At 40.3% G+C, this 20,550-nt stretch carries 24 protein-coding genes; 22 read left to right on the top strand and 2 right to left on the bottom strand.

All coding sequences use genetic code 11. The annotated features are described in order from the left end of the window. Window positions 1-23: 23 nt before the first annotated feature. A complete protein-coding gene (locus tag NSS70_RS14000; RefSeq protein ID WP_063388108.1) occupies window positions 24-2,585 on the top strand; it encodes a vitamin B12-dependent ribonucleotide reductase in 2,562 nt (853 codons plus the stop codon). A gap of 108 nt (window positions 2,586-2,693) precedes the next feature. After that, window positions 2,694-3,572 (top strand): patatin-like phospholipase family protein, encoded by an 879-nt coding sequence (locus tag NSS70_RS13995; RefSeq protein ID WP_066247600.1) that lies wholly within the window; start codon window positions 2,694-2,696, stop codon window positions 3,570-3,572. On the opposite strand, the gene NSS70_RS13990 is transcribed toward NSS70_RS13995, so the two are convergent. Together NSS70_RS13990 and NSS70_RS13985 are read right to left on the bottom strand one after the other, a co-directional pair. After that, complete coding sequence (locus NSS70_RS13990; protein ID WP_066247602.1) at window positions 3,569-3,940, bottom strand: SA1362 family protein; 372 nt, start codon at window positions 3,938-3,940, stop codon at window positions 3,569-3,571. The genes NSS70_RS13995 and NSS70_RS13990 overlap by 4 nt on opposite strands. Window positions 3,941-3,997: 57 nt before the next feature. Next, entirely contained in the window at window positions 3,998-4,936 is a 939-nt protein-coding gene (locus NSS70_RS13985; RefSeq protein ID WP_066247604.1) for a DUF1385 domain-containing protein, read from the bottom strand. A 243-nt stretch (window positions 4,937-5,179) separates the two neighbouring features. On the opposite strand from NSS70_RS13985, the gene NSS70_RS13980 reads away from it, so the two are divergent. The 20 genes from NSS70_RS13980 (at window position 5,180) to NSS70_RS13885 (ending at window position 19,964) form a co-directional block, all read left to right on the top strand. Further along, window positions 5,180-5,674: a YqhR family membrane protein gene (locus NSS70_RS13980; protein WP_340881811.1), complete on the top strand. Its 495-nt coding sequence runs from the start codon at window positions 5,180-5,182 to the stop codon at window positions 5,672-5,674. A gap of 140 nt (window positions 5,675-5,814) precedes the next feature. Continuing rightward, a complete protein-coding gene (gene aroQ / locus NSS70_RS13975) occupies window positions 5,815-6,267 on the top strand; it encodes a type II 3-dehydroquinate dehydratase (protein WP_063388113.1) in 453 nt (150 codons plus the stop codon). Then, a complete protein-coding gene (locus NSS70_RS13970; RefSeq protein WP_094246194.1) occupies window positions 6,257-7,318 on the top strand; it encodes a M24 family metallopeptidase in 1,062 nt (353 codons plus the stop codon). Before aroQ ends, NSS70_RS13970 begins: the two co-directional genes overlap by 11 nt. Window positions 7,319-7,368: 50 nt before the next feature. Continuing rightward, window positions 7,369-7,926, top strand: coding sequence for an elongation factor P (gene efp, locus NSS70_RS13965; RefSeq protein WP_063388115.1), 558 nt, complete (start codon window positions 7,369-7,371; stop codon window positions 7,924-7,926). Between the two features lie 480 nt (window positions 7,927-8,406). After that, on the top strand, window positions 8,407-9,324 hold the full coding sequence (gene spoIIIAA, locus NSS70_RS13960) for a stage III sporulation protein AA (protein WP_340881810.1): 918 nt from the start codon (window positions 8,407-8,409) through the stop codon (window positions 9,322-9,324). A gap of 2 nt (window positions 9,325-9,326) precedes the next feature. Continuing rightward, window positions 9,327-9,839 carry a stage III sporulation protein SpoIIIAB gene (spoIIIAB, locus tag NSS70_RS13955; protein WP_339196817.1) on the top strand — a complete coding sequence of 171 codons (513 nt, stop codon included), beginning with the start codon at window positions 9,327-9,329 and terminating at the stop codon, window positions 9,837-9,839. Window positions 9,840-9,866: 27 nt separating this feature from the next. Then, window positions 9,867-10,073 (top strand): stage III sporulation protein AC, encoded by a 207-nt coding sequence (gene spoIIIAC / locus NSS70_RS13950; protein ID WP_063388118.1) that lies wholly within the window; start codon window positions 9,867-9,869, stop codon window positions 10,071-10,073. Between the two features lie 6 nt (window positions 10,074-10,079). Next, window positions 10,080-10,478: a stage III sporulation protein AD gene (spoIIIAD, locus tag NSS70_RS13945; protein WP_094246193.1), complete on the top strand. Its 399-nt coding sequence runs from the start codon at window positions 10,080-10,082 to the stop codon at window positions 10,476-10,478. Between the two features lie 13 nt (window positions 10,479-10,491). Next, the gene (gene spoIIIAE / locus NSS70_RS13940; protein WP_340881809.1) at window positions 10,492-11,709 is read left to right on the top strand and encodes a stage III sporulation protein AE; all 1,218 of its coding nucleotides are present in this window, start codon (window positions 10,492-10,494) and stop codon (window positions 11,707-11,709) included. 12 nt (window positions 11,710-11,721) lie between these two features. After that, complete coding sequence (gene spoIIIAF, locus NSS70_RS13935) at window positions 11,722-12,339, top strand: stage III sporulation protein AF (RefSeq protein ID WP_063388120.1); 618 nt, start codon at window positions 11,722-11,724, stop codon at window positions 12,337-12,339. Continuing rightward, complete coding sequence (gene spoIIIAG / locus NSS70_RS13930; protein WP_232515569.1) at window positions 12,332-12,967, top strand: stage III sporulation protein AG; 636 nt, start codon at window positions 12,332-12,334, stop codon at window positions 12,965-12,967. The genes spoIIIAF and spoIIIAG overlap by 8 nt, the downstream gene beginning before the upstream one ends. Before the next feature lie 15 nt (window positions 12,968-12,982). After that, a complete protein-coding gene (locus NSS70_RS13925; protein WP_066247608.1) occupies window positions 12,983-13,603 on the top strand; it encodes a SpoIIIAH-like family protein in 621 nt (206 codons plus the stop codon). 185 nt (window positions 13,604-13,788) lie between these two features. Then, the gene (accB, locus tag NSS70_RS13920; protein ID WP_340881807.1) at window positions 13,789-14,280 is read left to right on the top strand and encodes an acetyl-CoA carboxylase biotin carboxyl carrier protein; all 492 of its coding nucleotides are present in this window, start codon (window positions 13,789-13,791) and stop codon (window positions 14,278-14,280) included. Window positions 14,281-14,290: 10 nt separating this feature from the next. Then, window positions 14,291-15,640, top strand: coding sequence for an acetyl-CoA carboxylase biotin carboxylase subunit (gene accC, locus NSS70_RS13915; protein WP_340881805.1), 1,350 nt, complete (start codon window positions 14,291-14,293; stop codon window positions 15,638-15,640). Window positions 15,641-15,657: 17 nt separating this feature from the next. After that, window positions 15,658-16,059, top strand: a complete 402-nt coding sequence (locus NSS70_RS13910) for an Asp23/Gls24 family envelope stress response protein (protein WP_063388124.1) — start codon at window positions 15,658-15,660, stop codon at window positions 16,057-16,059. A 158-nt stretch (window positions 16,060-16,217) separates the two neighbouring features. Next, the gene (gene nusB / locus NSS70_RS13905; protein WP_063388125.1) at window positions 16,218-16,616 is read left to right on the top strand and encodes a transcription antitermination factor NusB; all 399 of its coding nucleotides are present in this window, start codon (window positions 16,218-16,220) and stop codon (window positions 16,614-16,616) included. 10 nt (window positions 16,617-16,626) lie between these two features. Further along, window positions 16,627-17,481 (top strand): bifunctional methylenetetrahydrofolate dehydrogenase/methenyltetrahydrofolate cyclohydrolase FolD, encoded by an 855-nt coding sequence (gene folD, locus NSS70_RS13900; protein WP_340787836.1) that lies wholly within the window; start codon window positions 16,627-16,629, stop codon window positions 17,479-17,481. Between the two features lie 22 nt (window positions 17,482-17,503). Further along, a complete protein-coding gene (gene xseA / locus NSS70_RS13895) occupies window positions 17,504-18,850 on the top strand; it encodes an exodeoxyribonuclease VII large subunit (RefSeq protein WP_340881804.1) in 1,347 nt (448 codons plus the stop codon). Further along, window positions 18,847-19,086, top strand: a complete 240-nt coding sequence (locus NSS70_RS13890) for an exodeoxyribonuclease VII small subunit (RefSeq protein WP_063388128.1) — start codon at window positions 18,847-18,849, stop codon at window positions 19,084-19,086. Before xseA ends, NSS70_RS13890 begins: the two co-directional genes overlap by 4 nt. Further along, window positions 19,086-19,964, top strand: coding sequence for a polyprenyl synthetase family protein (locus NSS70_RS13885; RefSeq protein ID WP_130156396.1), 879 nt, complete (start codon window positions 19,086-19,088; stop codon window positions 19,962-19,964). Before NSS70_RS13890 ends, NSS70_RS13885 begins: the two co-directional genes overlap by 1 nt. Window positions 19,965-20,550 lie beyond the last annotated feature (586 nt).

The raw sequence follows: 20,550 nt of genomic DNA, 5'->3' as shown, positions 1-20,550 counted from the left end.
ATATTTTTAAGGGAGTTGTGAATATGACAGTGGCGCTGAATGAGAAAATGAAAATTGATGTGGAGAAGCTGAATAAAGATATCAGCCTTTTCCCGCAGGTGCATCCGATTACGGAAGATATGAAAATCACGCACAAAGGTGTTTCGCGCCTTGTAATGCTGGACAGGTATTCATTTAAAGACACTGAAAAAATTACGCTATCTGAAGGCGATTTTGTAGTGCTGACGATCAAGGAAGATCCAAAATTTCCTGCAAGAGGGCTAGGTTACATTAAAGAAATTGATTGGGAAAATAAAAAGGCAAAGGTTCAGGTCGAAGAAGAGTTTCGTCATACTCTTGAAAAGCCTGAAGAACGGGAGACGGGAATCATCGTTCGCTCTTTAGATGTCATCGAAAAACCGCTTGAAATTTTTTATGAACAAATTGCCAAAAGAAATGCAACAGGTCTTGCTGCTGTTGAAAAAACAGAAGAAAAAAGAAAAGAATGGTTTGAAAAATTTTATCAAGAGCTCGTCAATCTGCATTTTATTCCGGCTGGCCGGGTTCTTTACGGCGCAGGAGCAGGAACCGAAGTGACGTATTTTAACTGCTATGTCATGCCCTTTGTAAAAGATTCCCGTGAAGGGATCTCTGAACACCGCAAACAAGTAATGGAAATTATGAGCCGCGGAGGCGGTGTCGGCACGAACGGTTCAACATTGAGACCAAGAAACACATTAGCTCGTGGTGTAAACGGCAAATCATCAGGATCTGTGTCGTGGCTGGATGACATTGCAAAATTAACCCATCTTGTTGAACAAGGTGGCTCACGGCGAGGAGCCCAAATGATTATGCTGGCCGACTGGCATCCTGACATCATTGAATTTATCGTTTCCAAAATGCAAAACCCGCGCATTTTGCGCTACTTAATTGAAAATACAAATGATGAAGGAATTAAGAAGGCGGCTGAAGACAAGCTCAAATTTGTTCCTCTTACACAGCAAGAGCGCGACATGTATCAAGGAATTGTCAACTTTAAAAATGTTCCGGGCAAAGGAGGCTTTTCAGACGCTGTTATTAGAGAGGCGGAATTAAAGCTTCGAGTCGGAGGAACATATACTGTTCATAATCCGGAATTTTTAACAGGCGCTAACATTTCTGTCTGCTTGACGAAAGAGTTTATGGAAGCAGTGGAAGAAGATCGGGAGTATGAGCTTCGCTTCCCAGATGTGGAAAGCTACAATGATGAAGAAATGAAGATTTACAATGAAGAATGGCATAAAGTTGGCGATGTGCGCGAGTGGGAGAAAATGGGGCATCGCGTGCGCGTGTACCGCAAAATTCGCGCAAGAGAGCTTTGGAAGCTGATTAACATTTGTGCAACCTATTCAGCGGAGCCAGGTATTTTCTTCATTGACAATGCCAATGATATGACGAACGCAAGAGCATACGGTCAAAAGGTTGTTGCAACAAATCCGTGCGGTGAACAGCCTCTTGCACCATATTCCGTCTGCAACTTAGCAGCAGTAAACTTGGCGAAGATGGTCGACAAGGAAAAGAAAGCTGTTGACTATGAAAAGCTCAAACGAACTGTGGAAATCGGCGTCAGAATGCAAGATAATGTCATTGATGCTACGCCTTATTTTCTCGAAGAAAACAAAAAGCAAGCGCTGGGTGAACGGCGCATCGGCTTAGGCGTTATGGGTTTGGCGGACTTGCTTATCTACTGCGAAAAAGAATATGGAGCAGAGGACGGCAACAAGCTTGTTGATGAAGTGTTTAAGGTAATTGCAACGACCGCATACCGGGCATCAATAGAACTGGCAAAAGAAAAAGGCAGCTTCCCGTTCCTAGTCGGCGAAACGGAGGAAGAGACGCAAAAATTAAGACAAGCCTTCATTAATACAGGATATATGAAAAAAATGCCGGAAGATATTCGCGAAAACATTTTAAAATATGGTATTCGCAACTCGCATTTGCTGACGGTAGCACCGACAGGATCAACTGGCACTATGGTTGGCGTTTCTACAGGTCTTGAGCCATATTTCTCCTTCTCGTACTACCGAAGCGGGCGTCTTGGCAAATTTATTGAAGTAAAAGCGGATATCGTTCAAGAATATTTAAACGAACATCCGGAAGCTGATCCGAATCATTTACCGCATTGGTTTGTGTCAGCGATGGACTTGTCGCCTGAAGCTCATGCCGATGTGCAATGTATCATTCAACGATGGGTCGATTCAAGCCTTTCCAAAACAGTAAATGCGCCGAAAGGCTATACAGTTGATCAAGTGCAAAAAGTATATGAGCGCCTATGGAAGGGCGGAGCAAAAGGCGGAACTGTTTATGTAGACGGAAGCCGTGATACCCAAGTCCTGACATTAAAAGCGGAAGAAAATGTATTGAATGACGACATTCCGGAATCGACGAAAGAAAATGAAGGTAAAGTTGTGTTAATGAACACTGTTCAAGATTTGCGCTCAACTGATGTCACATATGGCAACGAAGTCGGCAATACATGTCCTGTTTGCCGGGAAGGAAAGGTTCAAGAAATCGGCGGCTGCAATACTTGTACAAAATGCGGTGCCCAATTGAAATGTGGATTATAATAAAGCGGCAGACTTGTTCTGCTGCTTTATTCTTTTATTGAAAACAAACTTCTAAACATCGTTTTCCCTTCTTAAAATGTAGTAACGGAATAGTAAGGAGGGAATGCTTTGAAAATTGACGGTGTTTTTTCTGGTGGAGGGATCAAAGGCTTCGCTTTTATTGGAGCATACAAGGCCTTGGAGGAAAAAGGATTTGAATTCGCCAGGGTTGCTGGCACGAGCGCCGGTTCGATCATTGCCGCTCTCATTGCAGCCGGCTACAAAAGTGATGAAATCCTTTCTTTGATGGACAGCTTAGAGCTGCGAAAGTTTTTAGATAAAAGAAAAGGAATTATGTCATTTATGCTCATGAAATGGATCAGTGTTTATTGGCGGATGGGACTATATAAAGGACAATTTTTAGAAGAATGGATGGAAGAAAAATTAAAAGCAAAAGGAGTTTCAACATTTGCAGATTTGCCGAAAGGAAAGCTTCGTGTGATTGCCTCCGACCTTACGAACGGAAAAATTGTTGTATTGCCGGACGATTTAAGCAAATATGGAATCAATCCTAATAGATTTTCTGTTGCAAAGGCAGTCAGAATGAGCTCATGCCTCCCGTATTTTTTTGAACCTGTCAAACTATGGACGAAGGATGGCGTCAGTATTGTTGTCGATGGAGGAGTGCTCAGCAATTTCCCGATTTGGCTTTTTGATGGAAAAATAAAAAAAAGACCGATCCTCGGTTTTCAGCTTAGCGCGCATATAGAGGAAAGGCCAAGAAATGAAATAAAAAACGCTTTATCAATGTTTCACGCGTTATTTGAAACGATGAAGGAAGCGCACGATGCAAGGCATATTGCCACAAGGCATGAACGCAGCATCGTTTTTATTCCGGTTGAAAATATTTTAACGACGGAATTTAAAATTACGAATGAGAAGAAACAGGAATTAATTCAGCTCGGCAAAGAAAAAACGGAAACCTTTTTAAAAAAGTGGTCCTATTAGAAAAGAGCTCTATTTTTCTTTTTTCCTTTTTTACCTTCGATGACTGTCAAATGATTGTTTTCTCTCCGCCTTTTAGCAGAGATAGCCGTTTTGTTTTTTTTGTGGAGTACGTGCTTTTGAGCATAATGTATCTTTTTGTCTTTAAATCTTTTTTTCGATCTTTTCGCAGCTTTTAAAAACTGTGAATACTCATTATTTGTACGTTTTTTCATCACTAAGCGATAAATGAGGATGATGATCCCGATGACAACCGCCCAAATAAACAATTTGAAAAAAGTCTTTGGATTGAAAAAGAGCATATAAATAAGCCCTAAACCTCCTAAAGTAGCGATAACGGCGAATACGGGATGGACGGGAAAACGATTCATCTAAAGGCCACCTCCATCAGTCATTTTCAAGAAAAAGAAAAGCTCTCGTTTATCAAATCAACCAATACGCTCCATTTTTTCCGTCTCTTCTTCCAATAAAAGCAGCTTTTGAAAGCTTGCAATCGCTACTTCCACTTGATCGTCTGTAGGTTCTTTTGTCGTCAGCAGCTGAAGCCATAGTCCGGGATAACCAAGATATTTTAAAACAGGCTTATGCCGCAGCTTATTTGTAAACTGCAATACTTCAAATGAAATGCCGAGAACAACCGGTATAAGAGCGATTCGGTCAACAACGCGAAGCCAAAGCGGGTCTGTCGGAACGAGCAGATACACAAATACTCCAACAATAACCGTAAACAAAATGAAACTGGAACCGCATCGATAATGAAGTCTTGATTGTTTTTGTACATTTTCAACAGTTAAAGCGAGCCCGTTTTCATAGGCGTTAATCACTTTATGCTCAGCCCCATGGTATTGAAAAACACGCTTTACTAAAGGAGTCATCGAGATGAAATAAATATAAGCAAGCAACAGCAAAAGCTTAAAAAAGCCTTCGAGCAAAATTTGCCCCACATCCGATGAGATGATCGGCCTGAACCATTCTGCGATAAACACTGGAATTAAAGTAAAGATAAATTTGCCAAGCAAAAATGACAGCACTCCGACAGCAGCAGCTCCTAAAATGAGTGAAAGCTTCGACTCTTTTTTTTCTTCTGACAATAATTTTTCATCATCGGCTGGATCAACATCGTATCGATCTGAAGAATAGCTTAAATGCTTGGAGCCGTTTGCGCTTGCTTCAATAATGGCGGCAATTCCGCGAATAAAAGGAATTTTTTTGAAGCGGGATAATATAGGATGTTTTTTTCGCGGCAATTGAAAAAAATCAATTGAATTGTCTTTTCTCCTGATCGCTGTGACGAAATGATGCTTCCCTCCAAACATAACTCCTTCAATTACCGCTTGCCCGCCATACATAGTCTTTTCGTTTTTCATGACGCACCAACCTGCCTATCTATATAATAAAAAAGCTATTGAAAAGTTTTATTTATTACTATTCTACAAAAAATTAGATGAAACCTCTAGGTTGGATGTGTCTTTTTTCCAATAGGGCGGCGTGAAAAACTTTATCATTATTTAGTATGAATGAAATAAATTTTTTTATACAAAAAATAAACTTTTCATGAAAAATTCATCAAGAAAAGAAAAGTGGACATATTAAAAAAGGGAGGTGGACGGATGCTTAACAGCGAAAAAAAGAATTCTACTGGTAAGGAAAAGAAAAAAGAACCATTCCGATCCTTTTTTCTGAAAATTGTTGTCATTGGTTTTACTGGCGGAGTATTATGGAGTTTGATAGGATATTTAGCGTATGTGTTGAACTTTACGAAAATCGGGCCAAATCGAGCTCTCATGTTATTTGCCTTTGATAATTGGAAGAACGGAGTCGCTGGGCATTTTGCGGGAGCTGCCTTCATAGGCATCATTTCTATACTTACTGCATTTTTATATTATGTTCTGTTCAAAAAAGTTCGGTCAATATGGGGAGGCATTGTTTTCGGAGTCGCGCTGTGGGCCGTTGTTTTTTGCTGGCTGGGACCGACTTTTCTAAAAATCGATCCGCTCGGTCGGCTTGGTACAAATACCATTGTCACCTCCATCTGCTTGTATGTGCTGTTTGGCGTTTTTGTCGGGTATTCCATTTCCTACGAATATGGGGAGCGTCAATCATAAACTAAATGATGAGATTATAGAACTGTGTCAGGGTCACAAGATCCAATCATAAACTAAATGATGAGAGATCAAGAATCTTATGGTAGAATGTTCATAATACTGGACATTCTTTTTTAATACATGATAGAAAGGTGTAATCGATGGAGAGAATACTTGTGATCAATGGCCCGAATTTAAATTATTTAGGCGTGAGGGAGCCTCATATTTACGGAAAAAAAACATTGGCAGATTTGGAAAATGAATTAAAATCTCTCGGTGAAAAAAAACAAGTTCAATTTTCTTTTTTTCAATCGAATCATGAAGGAGAGATTATCGATAAGCTTTATGAAGCCGATCAACAATTTGATGGAGTGATTTTAAATCCAGGAGCTTTTACTCATTACAGCTATGCGATACGGGATGCAATTGCCAGCATTTCAAAACCGGTAATTGAAGTCCATATCTCCAATACAAATCAACGGGAACCGTTCCGGCATCATTCTGTCACAGCGCCGGTGACACAAGGGCAAATAATTGGCTTAGGGTTTTACGGCTATCAATTGGCAGCTTTATCTTTACTACATTTGATCAGGGAGGAAACACATGAAGCTTGAAAAAGTTCGTTCACAAATGGAACAGTTAAATATTGACGGCATGCTCATTACAAACGAATATAACCGCCGCTATTTGACGGGATTTACAGGTACGGCCGGGGTCGCACTAGTGGCAAAAGAGGATGCATGCTTTATTACCGATTTCCGGTATGTAGAACAGTCAAAAAAACAAGTAAAGCATTTTAGAATTGTGCAGCATTCAGGATCGATTTTTGAAGAAGTCGCTGCGCAGGCGAAGAAAATGGGGATCAAAACGCTCGGGTTTGAGCAGGATCATCTTTCTTATTCAACATACACATCGTACAAGGATGTTTTAAAAGGGATTGAATTCGTTCCTGTCTCAAATATTGTGGAAAAGTTGCGCTTGATAAAGACTGATGAAGAGATTAAGATATTAAAGGAAGCCGCTGAAATCGTTGATGCTGCCTTTACACACATTTTACATATGATCCGTCCAGGTGTGAGAGAGATTGAACTAGCGAATGAGCTCGAATTTTTTATGCGAAAAAAAGGAGCAGCTTCCTCATCTTTCGATACGATTGTCGCGTCAGGTTATCGGTCAGCCCTTCCCCATGGTGTAGCAAGTGAAAAACCAATTGAAAAGGGAGAGCTTGTAACGTTTGACTTTGGCGCCTATTATAAAGGATACTGTTCAGATATGACGCGGACAATTGCTGTTGGAGATCCTGGAGATGAAATGAAAGAAATTTATAACATCGTGCTTGAAGCACAAAAGAAAGGCGTGCGCGAAATCAAGTCTGGAATGACTGGAAGGGAAGCGGATGCTGTCACACGTACCTACATTGAGGATAAAGGGTACGGGGAATATTTCGGTCATTCAACTGGACATGGAATCGGACTTGAAATCCATGAAGGACCGACACTATCAGCTCGCTCTGATACCGTTCTTCAGCCAGGCATGGTGGTCACGGTTGAACCTGGTATATACCTTCCAGGAAAAGGCGGGGTAAGAATTGAGGATGATATTTTGATCACTGAGCACGGAAATGAAGTGTTGACTCATTCGAAGAAAGAGCTCATCATTCTCTAGCGAGTGCCCCAATCAATGTTGTTAAAGAAAATGTAATAGGAGGACCAAATATGATTTCTGTAAATGATTTTCGTACAGGTTTAACGATTGAAGTCGATGGGGGGATTTGGCGCGTTCTTGAATTCCAGCATGTAAAGCCTGGTAAAGGGGCGGCGTTCGTTCGTTCAAAATTGCGCAACCTTCGGACAGGTGCCATCCAAGAAAAAACGTTTCGGGCTGGCGAAAAAGTAGCACGTGCTCAAATTGACACCCGGAAAATGCAATATTTGTATGCAAATGGCGATCAGCACGTTTTCATGGACACAGAATCGTATGAACAAATTGAGCTTACTTCAAAACAAATTGAATATGAGTTGAAGTTTTTGAAAGAAAATATGGAAGTATACATCATGATGTATCAAGGCGAAACAATCGGAATTGAGCTTCCGAACACGGTTGAATTAACTGTTACGGAAACAGAACCTGGCATTAAAGGGGACACTGCATCAGGCGGCTCTAAACCGGCTACGCTTGAAACAGGGCTTGTCGTGCAAGTGCCGTTTTTCGTTAATGAAGGGGACGTTATTATCGTCAATACTTCTGACGGTTCTTATGTTTCCCGTGCGTAATTATTCTTAAAAAAATAATGAAAAAAGTCAAAGAAAACGAAAAGACCCGCAGAATTCATAACTGATTTCTGTGGGTTATTTTTTTTGAAAAGAAAGTTATAGCTATTTTCGCAATCGTTTATAAAAGATCAGAATACACAAGCTTTCCAACCTGGCCTTTTTTTGAACAGGATTCAATTACAGCTTGTCCACCTTTAATGATCCATCCACGCTTTTTTCTTTTTCCTCAATTCACTGAAAACGGCAAAAGGTATAACAATATAAATAAAAGCCGCAAGAAGCCATACAAGTCCATCATAAATTTGAACCAACATTCAATCACCACCCCCTAACTCCATTATAACTGTTAAAATCAGAAAATTCTATCAAATTCTATTGAAATGATAAATGCAAAAAAAAGGAATAAGAGAAACGGTAGTCATAAAGTGGCCAAGCTTGCATACATTGAAAATAAATAAGGTATTAAAGGGGGAAGGAAGATTGAAAGAAATCATCTCAATTTTTCCCGAAACAATTGCAAATGAATTAAAGCAGCTTCCTTCTTCTTTTTTTGAACAGATGGAAGAAATTCGCATACGTTTGTACAAGCCGATTGAAATCATCGCATTCGGCAAACCGCACTTTCTTCACTACGAGGCGACAAAAGAAGACGGGATGATGATTTTAAACAAGATCAGCCAATATTCGATTTACACACTGGAGGAAGAATTAAAGAGAGGTTTTATTACGATTGGAGGAGGGCACCGGATCGGCCTTGCTGGAAAAGTGATTACAGAAAACGGCAATGTCAAAGCCATACGGCACGTTACATCTTTTAATATCCGGATAGCAAGGGAGAAAATAGGCCTGGCTGAGCAATATATTCCTTATGTATATGAAAAAAAATGGTTAAATACGCTTATTTTTGGACCTCCCCAATCAGGAAAAACGACGCTGCTGCGCGATTTTGCCCGGATCATAAGTACTGGGGTTAAAACGATCCCGCCTCAAAAGGTCGGCATTGTGGATGAAAGATCAGAAATAGCCGGCAGTGTAAAAGGAATTCCGCAATTTACTTTTGGTCTTCGCATTGATGTATTGGACGGATGCCCGAAAGCAGAAGGGATGATGATGTTGATCCGTTCGATGAGCCCTGACATCATTATTGCTGATGAAATAGGGCGTAAGGAAGATACCGATGCATTAATGGAAGCTGTGAACAGCGGTGTTCAGCTGTTTGTGAGCGCTCATGGCGAATGCTTTGAAGATTTGCTGCACCGTCCGACTTTAAGAGAACTTATTCAATTAGGCATTTTTGACCGATACATGGAATTGGAGAAAAAAGGTACTCCAGGGATGGTTTCCCGTATATTTGGAAAAAAAGAAAAAGAGATTGTGTATAAAGCAGGTGTGAAATAGCGATGAAATTGCTAGGGTCTTTATTCATCTTATTAGCAACAACATGGATTGGGTTTGATTCGGCTAAACGATTGACAGAGCGGACAAGACAATTGCGGCAATTAAAGGTTTCTTTGCAAAGCTTGGAAGCTGAGATCATGTACGGCCACACACCATTGCAGGATGCATCGCTTCATATTGCCAAACAGTCAGCCCCTCCGCTTTCTAATCTATTTACATTATTTTCTGAGAAATTATCGCAAGGCGACATGGATGTGAAAAGCGCATGGGAAAGCAGTCTGCTTGAAATATGGCCTTATACATCGCTGAAGGAAGGGGAATTGGAAGTTTTAAAGCAATTTGGAGAAACATTGGGGCAGCATGATTTAATCAGCCAGCAAAAGCATATTAAATTGACAATGGCTCATTTGGAAAAAGAAGAAAAAGAAGCGCTGTTTAATCAAGAGCATTACGGAAAAATGACGAAAAGCTTAGGATTTTTAGCGGGATTGCTCATTATCATTCTTTTGATGTAGCGATATAAGCTGGGAGGAGAAAGGGACATGGGTGTTGACGTCAACACAATTTTCCAAATCGCAGGAATCGGAATTATCGTTGCGTTTCTTCATACCATTTTAGATCAAATGGGGAAGAAAGAGTACGCCCAATGGGTTACATTGTTGGGATTTATTTACATACTTTTTATGGTTGCTTCCATTGTCAACGATTTGTTCCAAAAAATTAAAGCGGTTTTTCTTTTTCAAGGATAGGAGGTTTTGGAGATTGAAATTTTTCAAATTGTCGGGCTAGGATTGATTGCAACTTTGCTCGCTCTTGTCATAAAAGAACAAAAGCCGACCTTTGCCTTTCTATTAATCGTCTTTACCGGTGTCTCCATTTTTCTTTTTTTAGTGGATCAAATTTATGAATTGATTCGAATGGTCGAAAGAATTGCGAATGAAGCAAGCATTGATTTGATTTATGTCGAAACCATTTTAAAAATCATCGGAATTGCCTATATTGCTGAATTTGGTGCGCAAATTACGAAAGATGCCGGACAAGGCTCCATTGCATCCAAAATTGAATTGGCAGGGAAAATTTTAATCTTATCTATGGCAATTCCGATCATGACGGTGATTATACAAACGATGATTAAGCTTCTCCCAAATATATAAGTTTAAGGGGGTGATGGGGATTCAGTCATCATTTTTTCGCGGCATCCTTTTTTTGGCGTTTTTTGCTTTCGCTGTGCCAAACATGGTACAAGCCTCTCAAGAGCAAAATTCATCGGCAGATCCTCCAAAAGAAGAAGCGATTCAACAAGAATATATGGCAGAACAAATGGACGAGCTTGGGATTGAGGAAATTAAAAATTTTTGGAATGACATTATGACGACATACGGAGGACTTCTTCCGGAAAGCCAGAAGGGAAGTTTGATGGATTTTATTAAAGGTGAAAAACAATTTTCTATAAAAGAGTGGGCCATTGGCATTTTGAAATTTCTTTTACATGAAATCTTGGCAAACGGAAAGCTTCTTGGAACCATTATCATTTTAACGATATTTAGCGTTCTTCTCCAGCATTTACAAAACGCTTTTGAAGAAAAAAATGTAAGCAAAGTTGCTTACTCCATTGTTTATATGGTGCTTGTCATTTTAGCTTTAAACAGTTTTCACGTAGCCATTTCCTATGCAACGAATGCGATTAACGGGATGACAAGCTTTCTTCTAGCCTTAATTCCGATGTTAATAGCTTTAATGGCGTCATCTGGAGGAGTTGCTTCGGCTGCATTTTTTCACCCCATTACCATTTTCTTGATGAACGGAAGCGGTTTGTTGATTGAAAAAATTGTTCTCCCTCTGCTGTTTTTGTCTTCTTTGTTATTTTTAATCAGCACGATGACGGATCAATATAAAGTTACTCAGCTTGCTCAGCTGTTCAGAAGCATTAGCATCTGGCTTTTAGGCATTTTCTTAACCATTTTTTTAGGAGTGATTTCTGTCCAGGGGGCGACGGCAGCTGTGACAGACGGGATCGCCTTGCGGACGACAAAGTTTATAACGGGAAACTTTATACCTGTGCTTGGAAAAATGTTTACGGAAGCGGCTGATACGCTCTTCAGCGCATCGATGCTGTTAAAAAACACAATTGGCGTCATTGGTGTTGCCATTCTCTTTTTGATCACCATTTTTCCGGCAATGAAAGTACTGGCGATTGCCTTCATCTATAAATTTGCCGCTGCCGTTTTGCAGCCTTTAGGGCCGGGAGAGATTATCTCCTGTTTAGACATCATCTCCAAGAGCATCATCTATATACTAGCGGCACTGATCCTTGTATCGTTCATGTTTTTTTTAAGCATTACAGTTATTATCGCAGCGAGCAATGTCACCATGATGGTTCGATAGGAGTGGTGGTATATGTCATTCATCACCGAATGGGTCACTAATATCATATTATTTATTTTTATTGCCATTATTTTAGATATGCTGCTGCCGAGATCCGCAATGCAAAAATATGTAAAAGTCGTTGTTAGTTTATTATTAGTGTCTGTCATTCTTACGCCGATTTTAAAAATATTTTCCTATGATTTTCCGAACTTGTTATCCGAGGAGCTGCTGAACTCGGAAGCAAAAGAAGATTCAATAAAAAAATCAATAGAATTTAAGAAAAATGAAATACAAGCTAACAACCGTGCATATATTTTAGAACAAATGGCTGTCCAAATGAAAAATTTAGCGGAAGAGGAGCTGGTAGAAAACTATGGTTTAAAGGTTCAAAAAATTCATCTTTCGGTTGATGAAACAAAAGAGAAGATTGAATCAGAAAACGATTTAAAGCAAGTTACAGTTTTCGTGGAAGAAAAAGATCTTCCCCACACGGTTGAAACGGTTAAACCGGTTGAAATCAACATGAACGAAGAAGACAAAAAAATGCTCGCAAATGAAAACGAAATAATTGCCCAGCTTGCAGAAACATGGGGAGTATCGAAAGAAAAAATTTCGATTGAAATGGAAGGAGGCGGCCTAAGTGAATGATAGGAAAAATTTTTTGCAGCGACTAGCCTCTCTTCTTCCCGGACGAGATATGCTCAAAAAATCAGCCACCTATCCATTCATGCTTATACTTTTGACGCTTGGAATCGCTTTTATGCTGATCGGCAGTTTTTTATCCGGCGAAAGCAAAACAGTAGAAACGATAAACACCGCTGCAGAAGAAGAGGATGTTGAACCCGCATTTAAACAAACAACAAGTGAAAAAGGAACAATTGAACGTTATGAACAGCAGTATGCAAATGAGCTAAAAGGAGCGCTTCAGTCCATTTCAGGCGTAGGTGAGGTAGAAGTTATTGTCAATGTTGACTCTTCATCTGAAAGTGTGTTGGAAAAAAATCGCTCGATTCAAAACCAAACGACAGATGAGACGGACCGTGAAGGCGGAAAGCGGCAGGTGGAAGATAAATCTGTTGACGAACAAGTGGTAATCATTCGAAAAGGGGATCAAGAATCGCCCATCGTTGTAAAAACCGAAAAGCCAAAAATACGCGGAGTGTTAGTAGTAGCAAAAGGTGCTGAAAACGTTCAAATTAAAAAAATGATCACCGATGCAGTTACAAGGGTGCTTGATGTTGATAGTCATAGAGTAGCCGTATTGCCAAAAAAGTAAAGGAGGATGCTTGACATGTTAAAAAAACAAACTGTTTGGTTATTAACCATGTTAAGTTTAGTTGTTGTGCTGTCCGTTTATTACATTACATCTCCTGAAGGAGGATCTTCCCCTGATGTGGTGTTGACGGATACAGAGACGAATTCGAATGAAAAAGAAAGCGGAAATGACAATAATAAAGAACAAACAGAGCAGCAAAAAACTGATGCGAAGCAGCAAGAAAAAGAACAATCGAGCAAGCAGTCCAGCTCAGAAGATGGATCGGTAGTCTCCACAATAACGGACGATGATTTATTTACTGCGCTGAGAATGGAAGTGGAAGATGAAAGAAGTGAACGCAAGCAGGAGCTGGAGACAATTATTGGGTCCAATGATGTCTCATCTGAGGAAAAAAACAATGCATATGAGGAGATGCGCGAATTATCCAAGCTGTCAGAGAAAGAGAAGGTATTAGAAACACTTATCAAAACAAAAGGCTACGAGGATGCATTAGTTCGCGCTGATGGAGACAAGGTGAGAATTACCGTAAAAGCGAAAGAACACTCCCCGCAGCAAGCAAACGAACTGATTCAATTGGTGAAGGATGAAATCCAGTCCATGCAAGATGTTGCCGTAACATTTGAAATAGCAAAGTAACATGACTCCCCGAGAAAAATCGGGGATTTTTTCATGTGAAGAAAAAGCTGCTTTGAATTGTTTGCTCATATTTTTAATAGTTATTGAATTTTAGCAAAAAGTTATCGTATCATAAATGATAGTTACTTTTAATACTTGATGATAATATCTAGCAAATTGGAATTCATTTTAAGGAGTGTTTTTTCATGTTAAATTTTAAAGAAATAAAGGAAATCATCAAATTGATCGATGATTCATCCATTGATGAATTTACATATGAAAGTGAAGAGGCAAAGGTCCAATTAAAAAAAACTGCGGCTCGCGCTAATCAGCATGTTGTCTATAACAATGCTTCTGAAATTCAAGCTTTGCCAAAGCAGCCAGCTGCTGAATCTTTAGAACAGCCGAAAAAAGAGGTGCATTTGCCGAAAGAAGAAAGCGAGCAGAAAACAGAAAATTTACATAAAATTACTTCGCCGATGGTCGGCACATTTTATGCTGCTCCAAACCCAGATGCAGATCCTTATGTTACAATAGGATCAAAAGTAAAAGAGAATACCGTTGTTTGCATTGTAGAGGCAATGAAATTATTTAATGAGATTGAAGCGGAAGTAAAAGGCGAAATTGTCGACATTTTAGTTGAGAACGGTCAGCTTGTTGAATACGGACAACCATTATTCCTTGTAAAACCAGAGTGAGGGAAAGAAAATGTTTAAAAAATTGCTGATAGCAAACAGAGGAGAAATTGCAGTAAGAATCATACGCGCCTGCAAGGAATTAGGGATCGAAACAGTCGCCATATATTCTGAGGCGGATAAAGACTCCTTGCATGTTCAGCTTGCAGATGAAGCGTATTGCATAGGACCGACTGCATCTAAAGACAGCTATTTAAACTTTACGAACATCGTGAGTGTAGCGACGTTGACTGGATCAGAAGCCATTCATCCAGGCTACGGATTTTTGGCAGAAAACGCTGATTTCGCCGAGCTTTGCAATGATTGCAACATTGTTTTTGTAGGCCCTAGTCCAGAAGCAATCACAAAAATGGGAAAAAAAGATGTTGCTAGGGAAACAATGCGGCAGGCGGGTGTTCCGATTGTGCCTGGGTCAAAAGGGATCATTAAAAGCGAAGAGGAAGCAGTTGAGATCGCAAATCAAATCGGTTATCCAGTCATTATTAAAGCAGCCGCCGGAGGCGGAGGAAAAGGAATACGCGTTGCGAATGACGAAGAAAGCTTGCGGAAAGGGATCCAAATTACTCAGCAGGAAGCGCAAACAGCATTTGGAAACCCAGGCGTTTACATTGAAAAATGTATTGAAGTTTTCCGCCATGTTGAAATCCAAATTCTTGCCGATCACCATGGAAACGTCGTTCATTTAGGTGAAAGGGACTGCAGCATTCAAAGGCGCTTACAAAAGCTGGTGGAAGAAACTCCTTCTCCTGCACTATCTGATAAAATGCGACATAAAATGGGGGAAGCGGCTGTAAAAGCAGCCAAAGCGGTGCGTTATTCCGGTGCAGGTACAGTGGAATTCATTTTTGATTATAAAAATGAGCAATTTTATTTCATGGAAATGAATACCCGCATTCAAGTTGAGCATCCTGTTACTGAAATGGTCACAGGCATTGATCTGATCAAAGAGCAGATCAAGATTGCAGCAAACGAACCACTAAGCTTTGAACAGAAAGACATTACATTTAACGGCTGGGCGATCGAATGTAGAATTAACGCAGAAAACCCGGAAAAGAATTTTATGCCTTCAGCTGGTAAAATCGAAATGTACCTGCCTCCGGGCGGACCGGGTGTCCGCATTGATTCTGCCTGCTACCCTGGCTATTCCATTCCGCCATATTATGATTCAATGGTCGCAAAGCTGATTACACACGGAGCGACAAGGGAAGAAGCGATAGCCAAAATGAAAAGAGCTTTAAGTGAATTTGTTATAGAAGGAGTGCATACAACCATACCTTTCCACCTGAAATTAATGGATCATGAAAAATTTATCAGCGGGGAGTTCAACACTAGATTTCTTGAAAATTATAAAATCATGTCATAATTTTGGAGGTGTACTATTTGAAAGATACAGGATTGGAAATGAATCATGAAGCAAGCTTTGGAAAAGTGGAAATCGCTCCGGAAGTCATTGAAGTCATCGCCGGAATTGCCGCATCTGAAATAGAAGGGGTAGCCCAAATGCGCGGCAATTTCGCTTCAGGAGTCGCTGAACGCTTTGGCAAAAAAAATCATGGTAAAGGCGTAAAAGTAGACTTAGGTGAAGAAGGCATTGTCATTGATGTATATTGTGTCATGAATTTCGGGGTTTCCATTCCGGCTGTTGCACAGAAAGTACAAGAAAACATTCGTCAAACGCTTTTAACGATGACGGCGCTTGAAATCAACGAAATCAACATTCATGTAGTGGGCATTCAGTTTGAAACGAAGACGGAAGAGCCTGAAATTCAAGAGGAAATGTAAAGGCGGAGGATATCCTCCCCTTTTTTGTTTAAAATAAAGAATAATAAGAAAGATTCTGAAATTTCTTTTCGGATGAACTTTCATATGTGATACAAGAGGCAGTTATGATATGATTCATATATGACATTTCGACATAGTTTGAAAAAAGGAGCAAAAAGATGAAACGGAGAACAGCTAGGAAAAAGGCATTGCAGGCACTGTTTCAAATTGACTTGGCTGAAGCGCTTCCTGAGGAAGCCATCAATCATGTTTTGGACGGTAATGAACATGATCCATTTTTAAATAAGCTTGTACTCGGAACGGTTGAACATCAAAACGAAATTGACGAATTGATAAAAAGGAATTTAACCAATTGGAAATTGGAAAGATTGGCTAACATTGACCGTGCCATTTTGCGTTTAGCTGTATATGAGATGAAATATGAACCGGATATTCCGTTCAATGTAACAATTGATGAAGCGATTGAACTTGCTAAAATGTTCGGAGATGTTCAGTCGAGCAAATTTGTAAATGGTGTCCTCTCAAGTATAAAAGAAGAGTTAGAAAAAAAAGCTTAGGAGGAAAAAGATGGTGGCGACGATTATTGACGGAAAAGAATTGGCAAAAGAAATGCGAAGCGAGTTAAAGAAAGAAGTGGAACAATTAAAGGAAAAAGGGGTAACACCCGGCCTTGCCATTATTTTAGTTGGGAACAATCCTGCTTCCCTTTCTTACATTAAGGGGAAGCAAAAAGCTTCGGAGGAAATCGGCGTTTCTTTTAAGCTGGAACATTTGCAGGAGTCGATTTCACAAGAAGAACTGCTTGAAGTGATAGAAAAATATAATCAGGACGATCGTTATGACGGAATTCTTGTTCAGCTTCCGTTACCTGACCATATTGATGAAACAGCAGTCATTGAAAAAATTTCTCCAGAAAAAGATGTGGATGGCTTTCATCCGATTAATGTTGGACGCATGATGACGGGACAGGATGCGTTTTTGCCGTGCACACCGGCCGGAATTGTTGAAATGATCAAATCTGCAAATATCGAAATTGCCGGAAAGCATGTTGTCGTTGTTGGCAGAAGCAATATTGTCGGAAAACCGGTCGGACAATTGCTTCTAAACGAAAATGCAACGGTTACATATTGCCATTCGAAAACGAAAAATTTACGGGAGCATACGATCCAAGGAGATATTTTAATCGTTGCTGTCGGGCGTCCTCATTTCATAGGTGCTGATCATATTAAAGAAGGTGCAGTCGTAATAGATGTTGGCGTCAATAGACTTGAGAACGGAAAACTTGTAGGCGATGTAAAATTTGATGAGGCAAAAGAAAAAGCAAGCGCCATTACTCCTGTTCCCGGCGGAGTAGGTCCAATGACGATTACGATGCTGGTTTATAATACGGTTAAATCCGCAAAGAAGCGGGTACGTCCATAAACTTGCTTTAAAGGAGTTGTTCATGAGTAACAAAAAATTTGTAACCGTTTCGGCGTTAACAAAATACCTTAAGCGAAAATTTGATGTTGATCCACATTTGCGCGATATTTGGGTAAAAGGCGAATTATCAAACGTAAAAATTCATGACAGCGGACATATTTATTTTACGTTAAAGGACGAGCATGCCAGAATACAGGCGGTTATGTTTTCAAGTTTTAACCGTTCTCTTCCATTTCGCCCAGAGGACGGGATGAACGTATTGGTACGCGGTGAAATTACCATTTACCAGCCCGGAGGAATATACCAAATTTATGCAAAGGAAATGGAGCCTGATGGAGTAGGAGGGCTTTATCTTGCATTCGAGCAGCTGAAAAAAAAATTGGAGCAAGAAGGGCTGTTCGATGTCAAGCATAAAAAAACGATTCCTGCCTTTCCAAAGACGATCGGTGTGATCACATCGCCGACAGGTGCAGCCGTCAGGGATATCATCACAACGATCAAACGAAGATACCCTGTGGCAAAAGTGGTGGTTATTCCCGCAATTGTTCAAGGTGTACAAGCGGGAAAATCGATTGTGAATAAAATACAGCTTGCCAACTCCCTCGGTTATTTCGATGTCCTCATTGTTGGAAGAGGAGGCGGATCGATTGAAGAGTTGTGGGCTTTCAATGAAGAGATGGTGGCAAGGGAAATTTTTAAATCAAAAATACCCGTTATATCTGCTGTAGGCCATGAAACAGATTATACAATCGCAGATTTTGTCGCCGATCTTCGGGCGCCGACTCCAACCGGAGCAGCAGAGCTGGCTGTTCCTAATATAACGGATTTAATCGAAAAGATCCGGGAACGGAACATTAGAATGACGAACGCTTTAAAGGAACGGATCAAAAAGGAAAAGCTCAAGCTTTTCCGCTTAACCAACTCATATGCATTCAAATATCCGAAAAAGCTTTATATGCAAAAGGAACAGGAGCTGGACATTTTATTCGAAAGGTTTAAAAAAGCAGGAAAACGTTACTTAAGCGATCAAACGAACCGATACTTGTTATTGACGAATCGTCTTAAAAACGAACTTCCATATGACCAAATTGAGCGGGCGAAGACAAGAATGAAGGATCTGGACAAAAAAATGCTGCGCGAGATGACAGCTTTATATCAACAGAAGCTGAATCGCTTTCAAGCATTGGCTTCTAAACTTGATGCACTCAGCCCATTAAAGATTATGGAACGTGGATACAGCCTTGTGTATAAACAAGATAAGCTGGTAAAGAGCGTAAAACAAACGGCTAAAGGGGATTTTATTCAAATTAAATTGCAGGACGGGACCATCCATTGTGAAGTATCTGAAATTGAGGAGAGAAGATCATGAATGATCAAAAAGAATTAACGTTTGAAGAAGCGATGAAAGAGCTGGAAGCAATTGTTTTAAAATTAGAAGACGGAGATGTTCCATTAGAACAGGCGATCCAATATTTTCAAGAAGGAATGAAGCTTTCAAAGCTTTGCCATGAAAAATTAACGCAAGCTGAAAAGCAATTGGATTTTATTCTTGATGAAGATGGAACGATCAAACCTTTCCAAGCACAGGAGGAAGAACAAAAGTGATGTCTTTTCCGGAATACTTAAAAACGCGCAAAGCTGCCATTGATTCCGTTCTTCCCACATATATTGAAAGATTAAATGCCCCGAAAATTATTAAAGAATCGATGCTTTATTCCTTAAATGCCGGCGGGAAACGTCTGCGCCCTATGCTCTTGCTTGCCGTTCTCCATTCGTATGGAAAAGAAGAGAAAATTGGCTACCCGGTCGCATGTGCGGTGGAATTGATTCATACGTATTCGCTCATTCATGATGACCTTCCATGCATGGACAATGATGATTTTAGAAGAGGAAAGCCGACCAATCATAAAGTATATGGAGAAGCCATAGCCGTGCTGGCAGGTGACGGATTACTGACTGAAAGCTTTCGGCTGATTGCTGATGCTGAAGAGCTTTCAGATCGCGTAAAATTGACGCTCATTTCAGAGCTTTCAAAGGCGGCTGGTGCAGAAGGAATGGTTGGCGGACAAGTTGCCGACATGGAAGGAGAAAACAAACAATTAACTTTAAAACAGCTTGAATATATTCATGAGCATAAAACAGCAAAGCTTCTGGCTTTCAGTATTATTGCAGGTGCCATCATTGCTGAGGCGTCGATTGAAGAAATAAATAAATTAAAGGAATTCGCATACCATATAGGCATTGCCTTCCAAATTAAAGATGACATATTAGATGTTGAAGGAGACGAAGAAAAGATCGGAAAGCCTGTTGGTTCCGATGAAGAGAATAAAAAAACAACGTATTTGTCCGTACTGTCTTTGGAAGGCGCAAAGAAAAAATTGTCGGAGCATATTGAAACATCAAAGGCTATTTTGCAAACATGCTCCATAAACAATGAGCTTCTATTATCGTTTTGTGATTTAATTGGTGAGCGCGAACATTAAACGATGAAAATTCGGTGCACCTCCAACGGGTCGACAAAATGTGAGGAACGGGATTCGCATTTGAATGTGTGCATTCTCCAACAAGTTGAGGAAAACACTCCTATATGATATAATTCTGTCAGAAAACATGATGGAGTGGTGCAGTATTCTAGTCAGCCCTCCGGTTCTGAAGGCGGGCCTAAAAATCCGCTAAAGGGCACATCGATGAAGTTCCTGGTGTTGGCTTGAGGCGCCCAGCCTTGGGTTGATGCTGGGGGTTAAGGTTAGAGGGCGATCCACAATGGCATGTGGGCGTTGACCCTCTTTCCGCGGAGGCCCATTTTATGTGCAAAATGGGTATGAACCTGTCTACGCGCTTCATAGTGCAATGAGGCGCGGACAGCGTAGCCTGCCTTGAGTGGAGGCCGAGGGGATTATGGAAACAAGGAACTTTTTCATATGGCCAATGAAAGAGTTTCTTATGTGACATATGAAATCGGCTCTGCAAAAGAGGCTAGGAACCGGCTAAAGGCTGTTTGAGGAAAACTCCTAGACTGTTCACATGACATATATAGAGGATTGTAGTACGGACTAAGTGGCAATCCAG

It is taken from the genome of Aeribacillus sp. FSL K6-2848 (genome assembly GCF_038004325.1).
GTDB lineage: Bacteria > Bacillota > Bacilli > Bacillales > Aeribacillaceae > Aeribacillus > Aeribacillus composti.
This window is presented reverse-complemented; position numbering and strand designations above follow the sequence as displayed.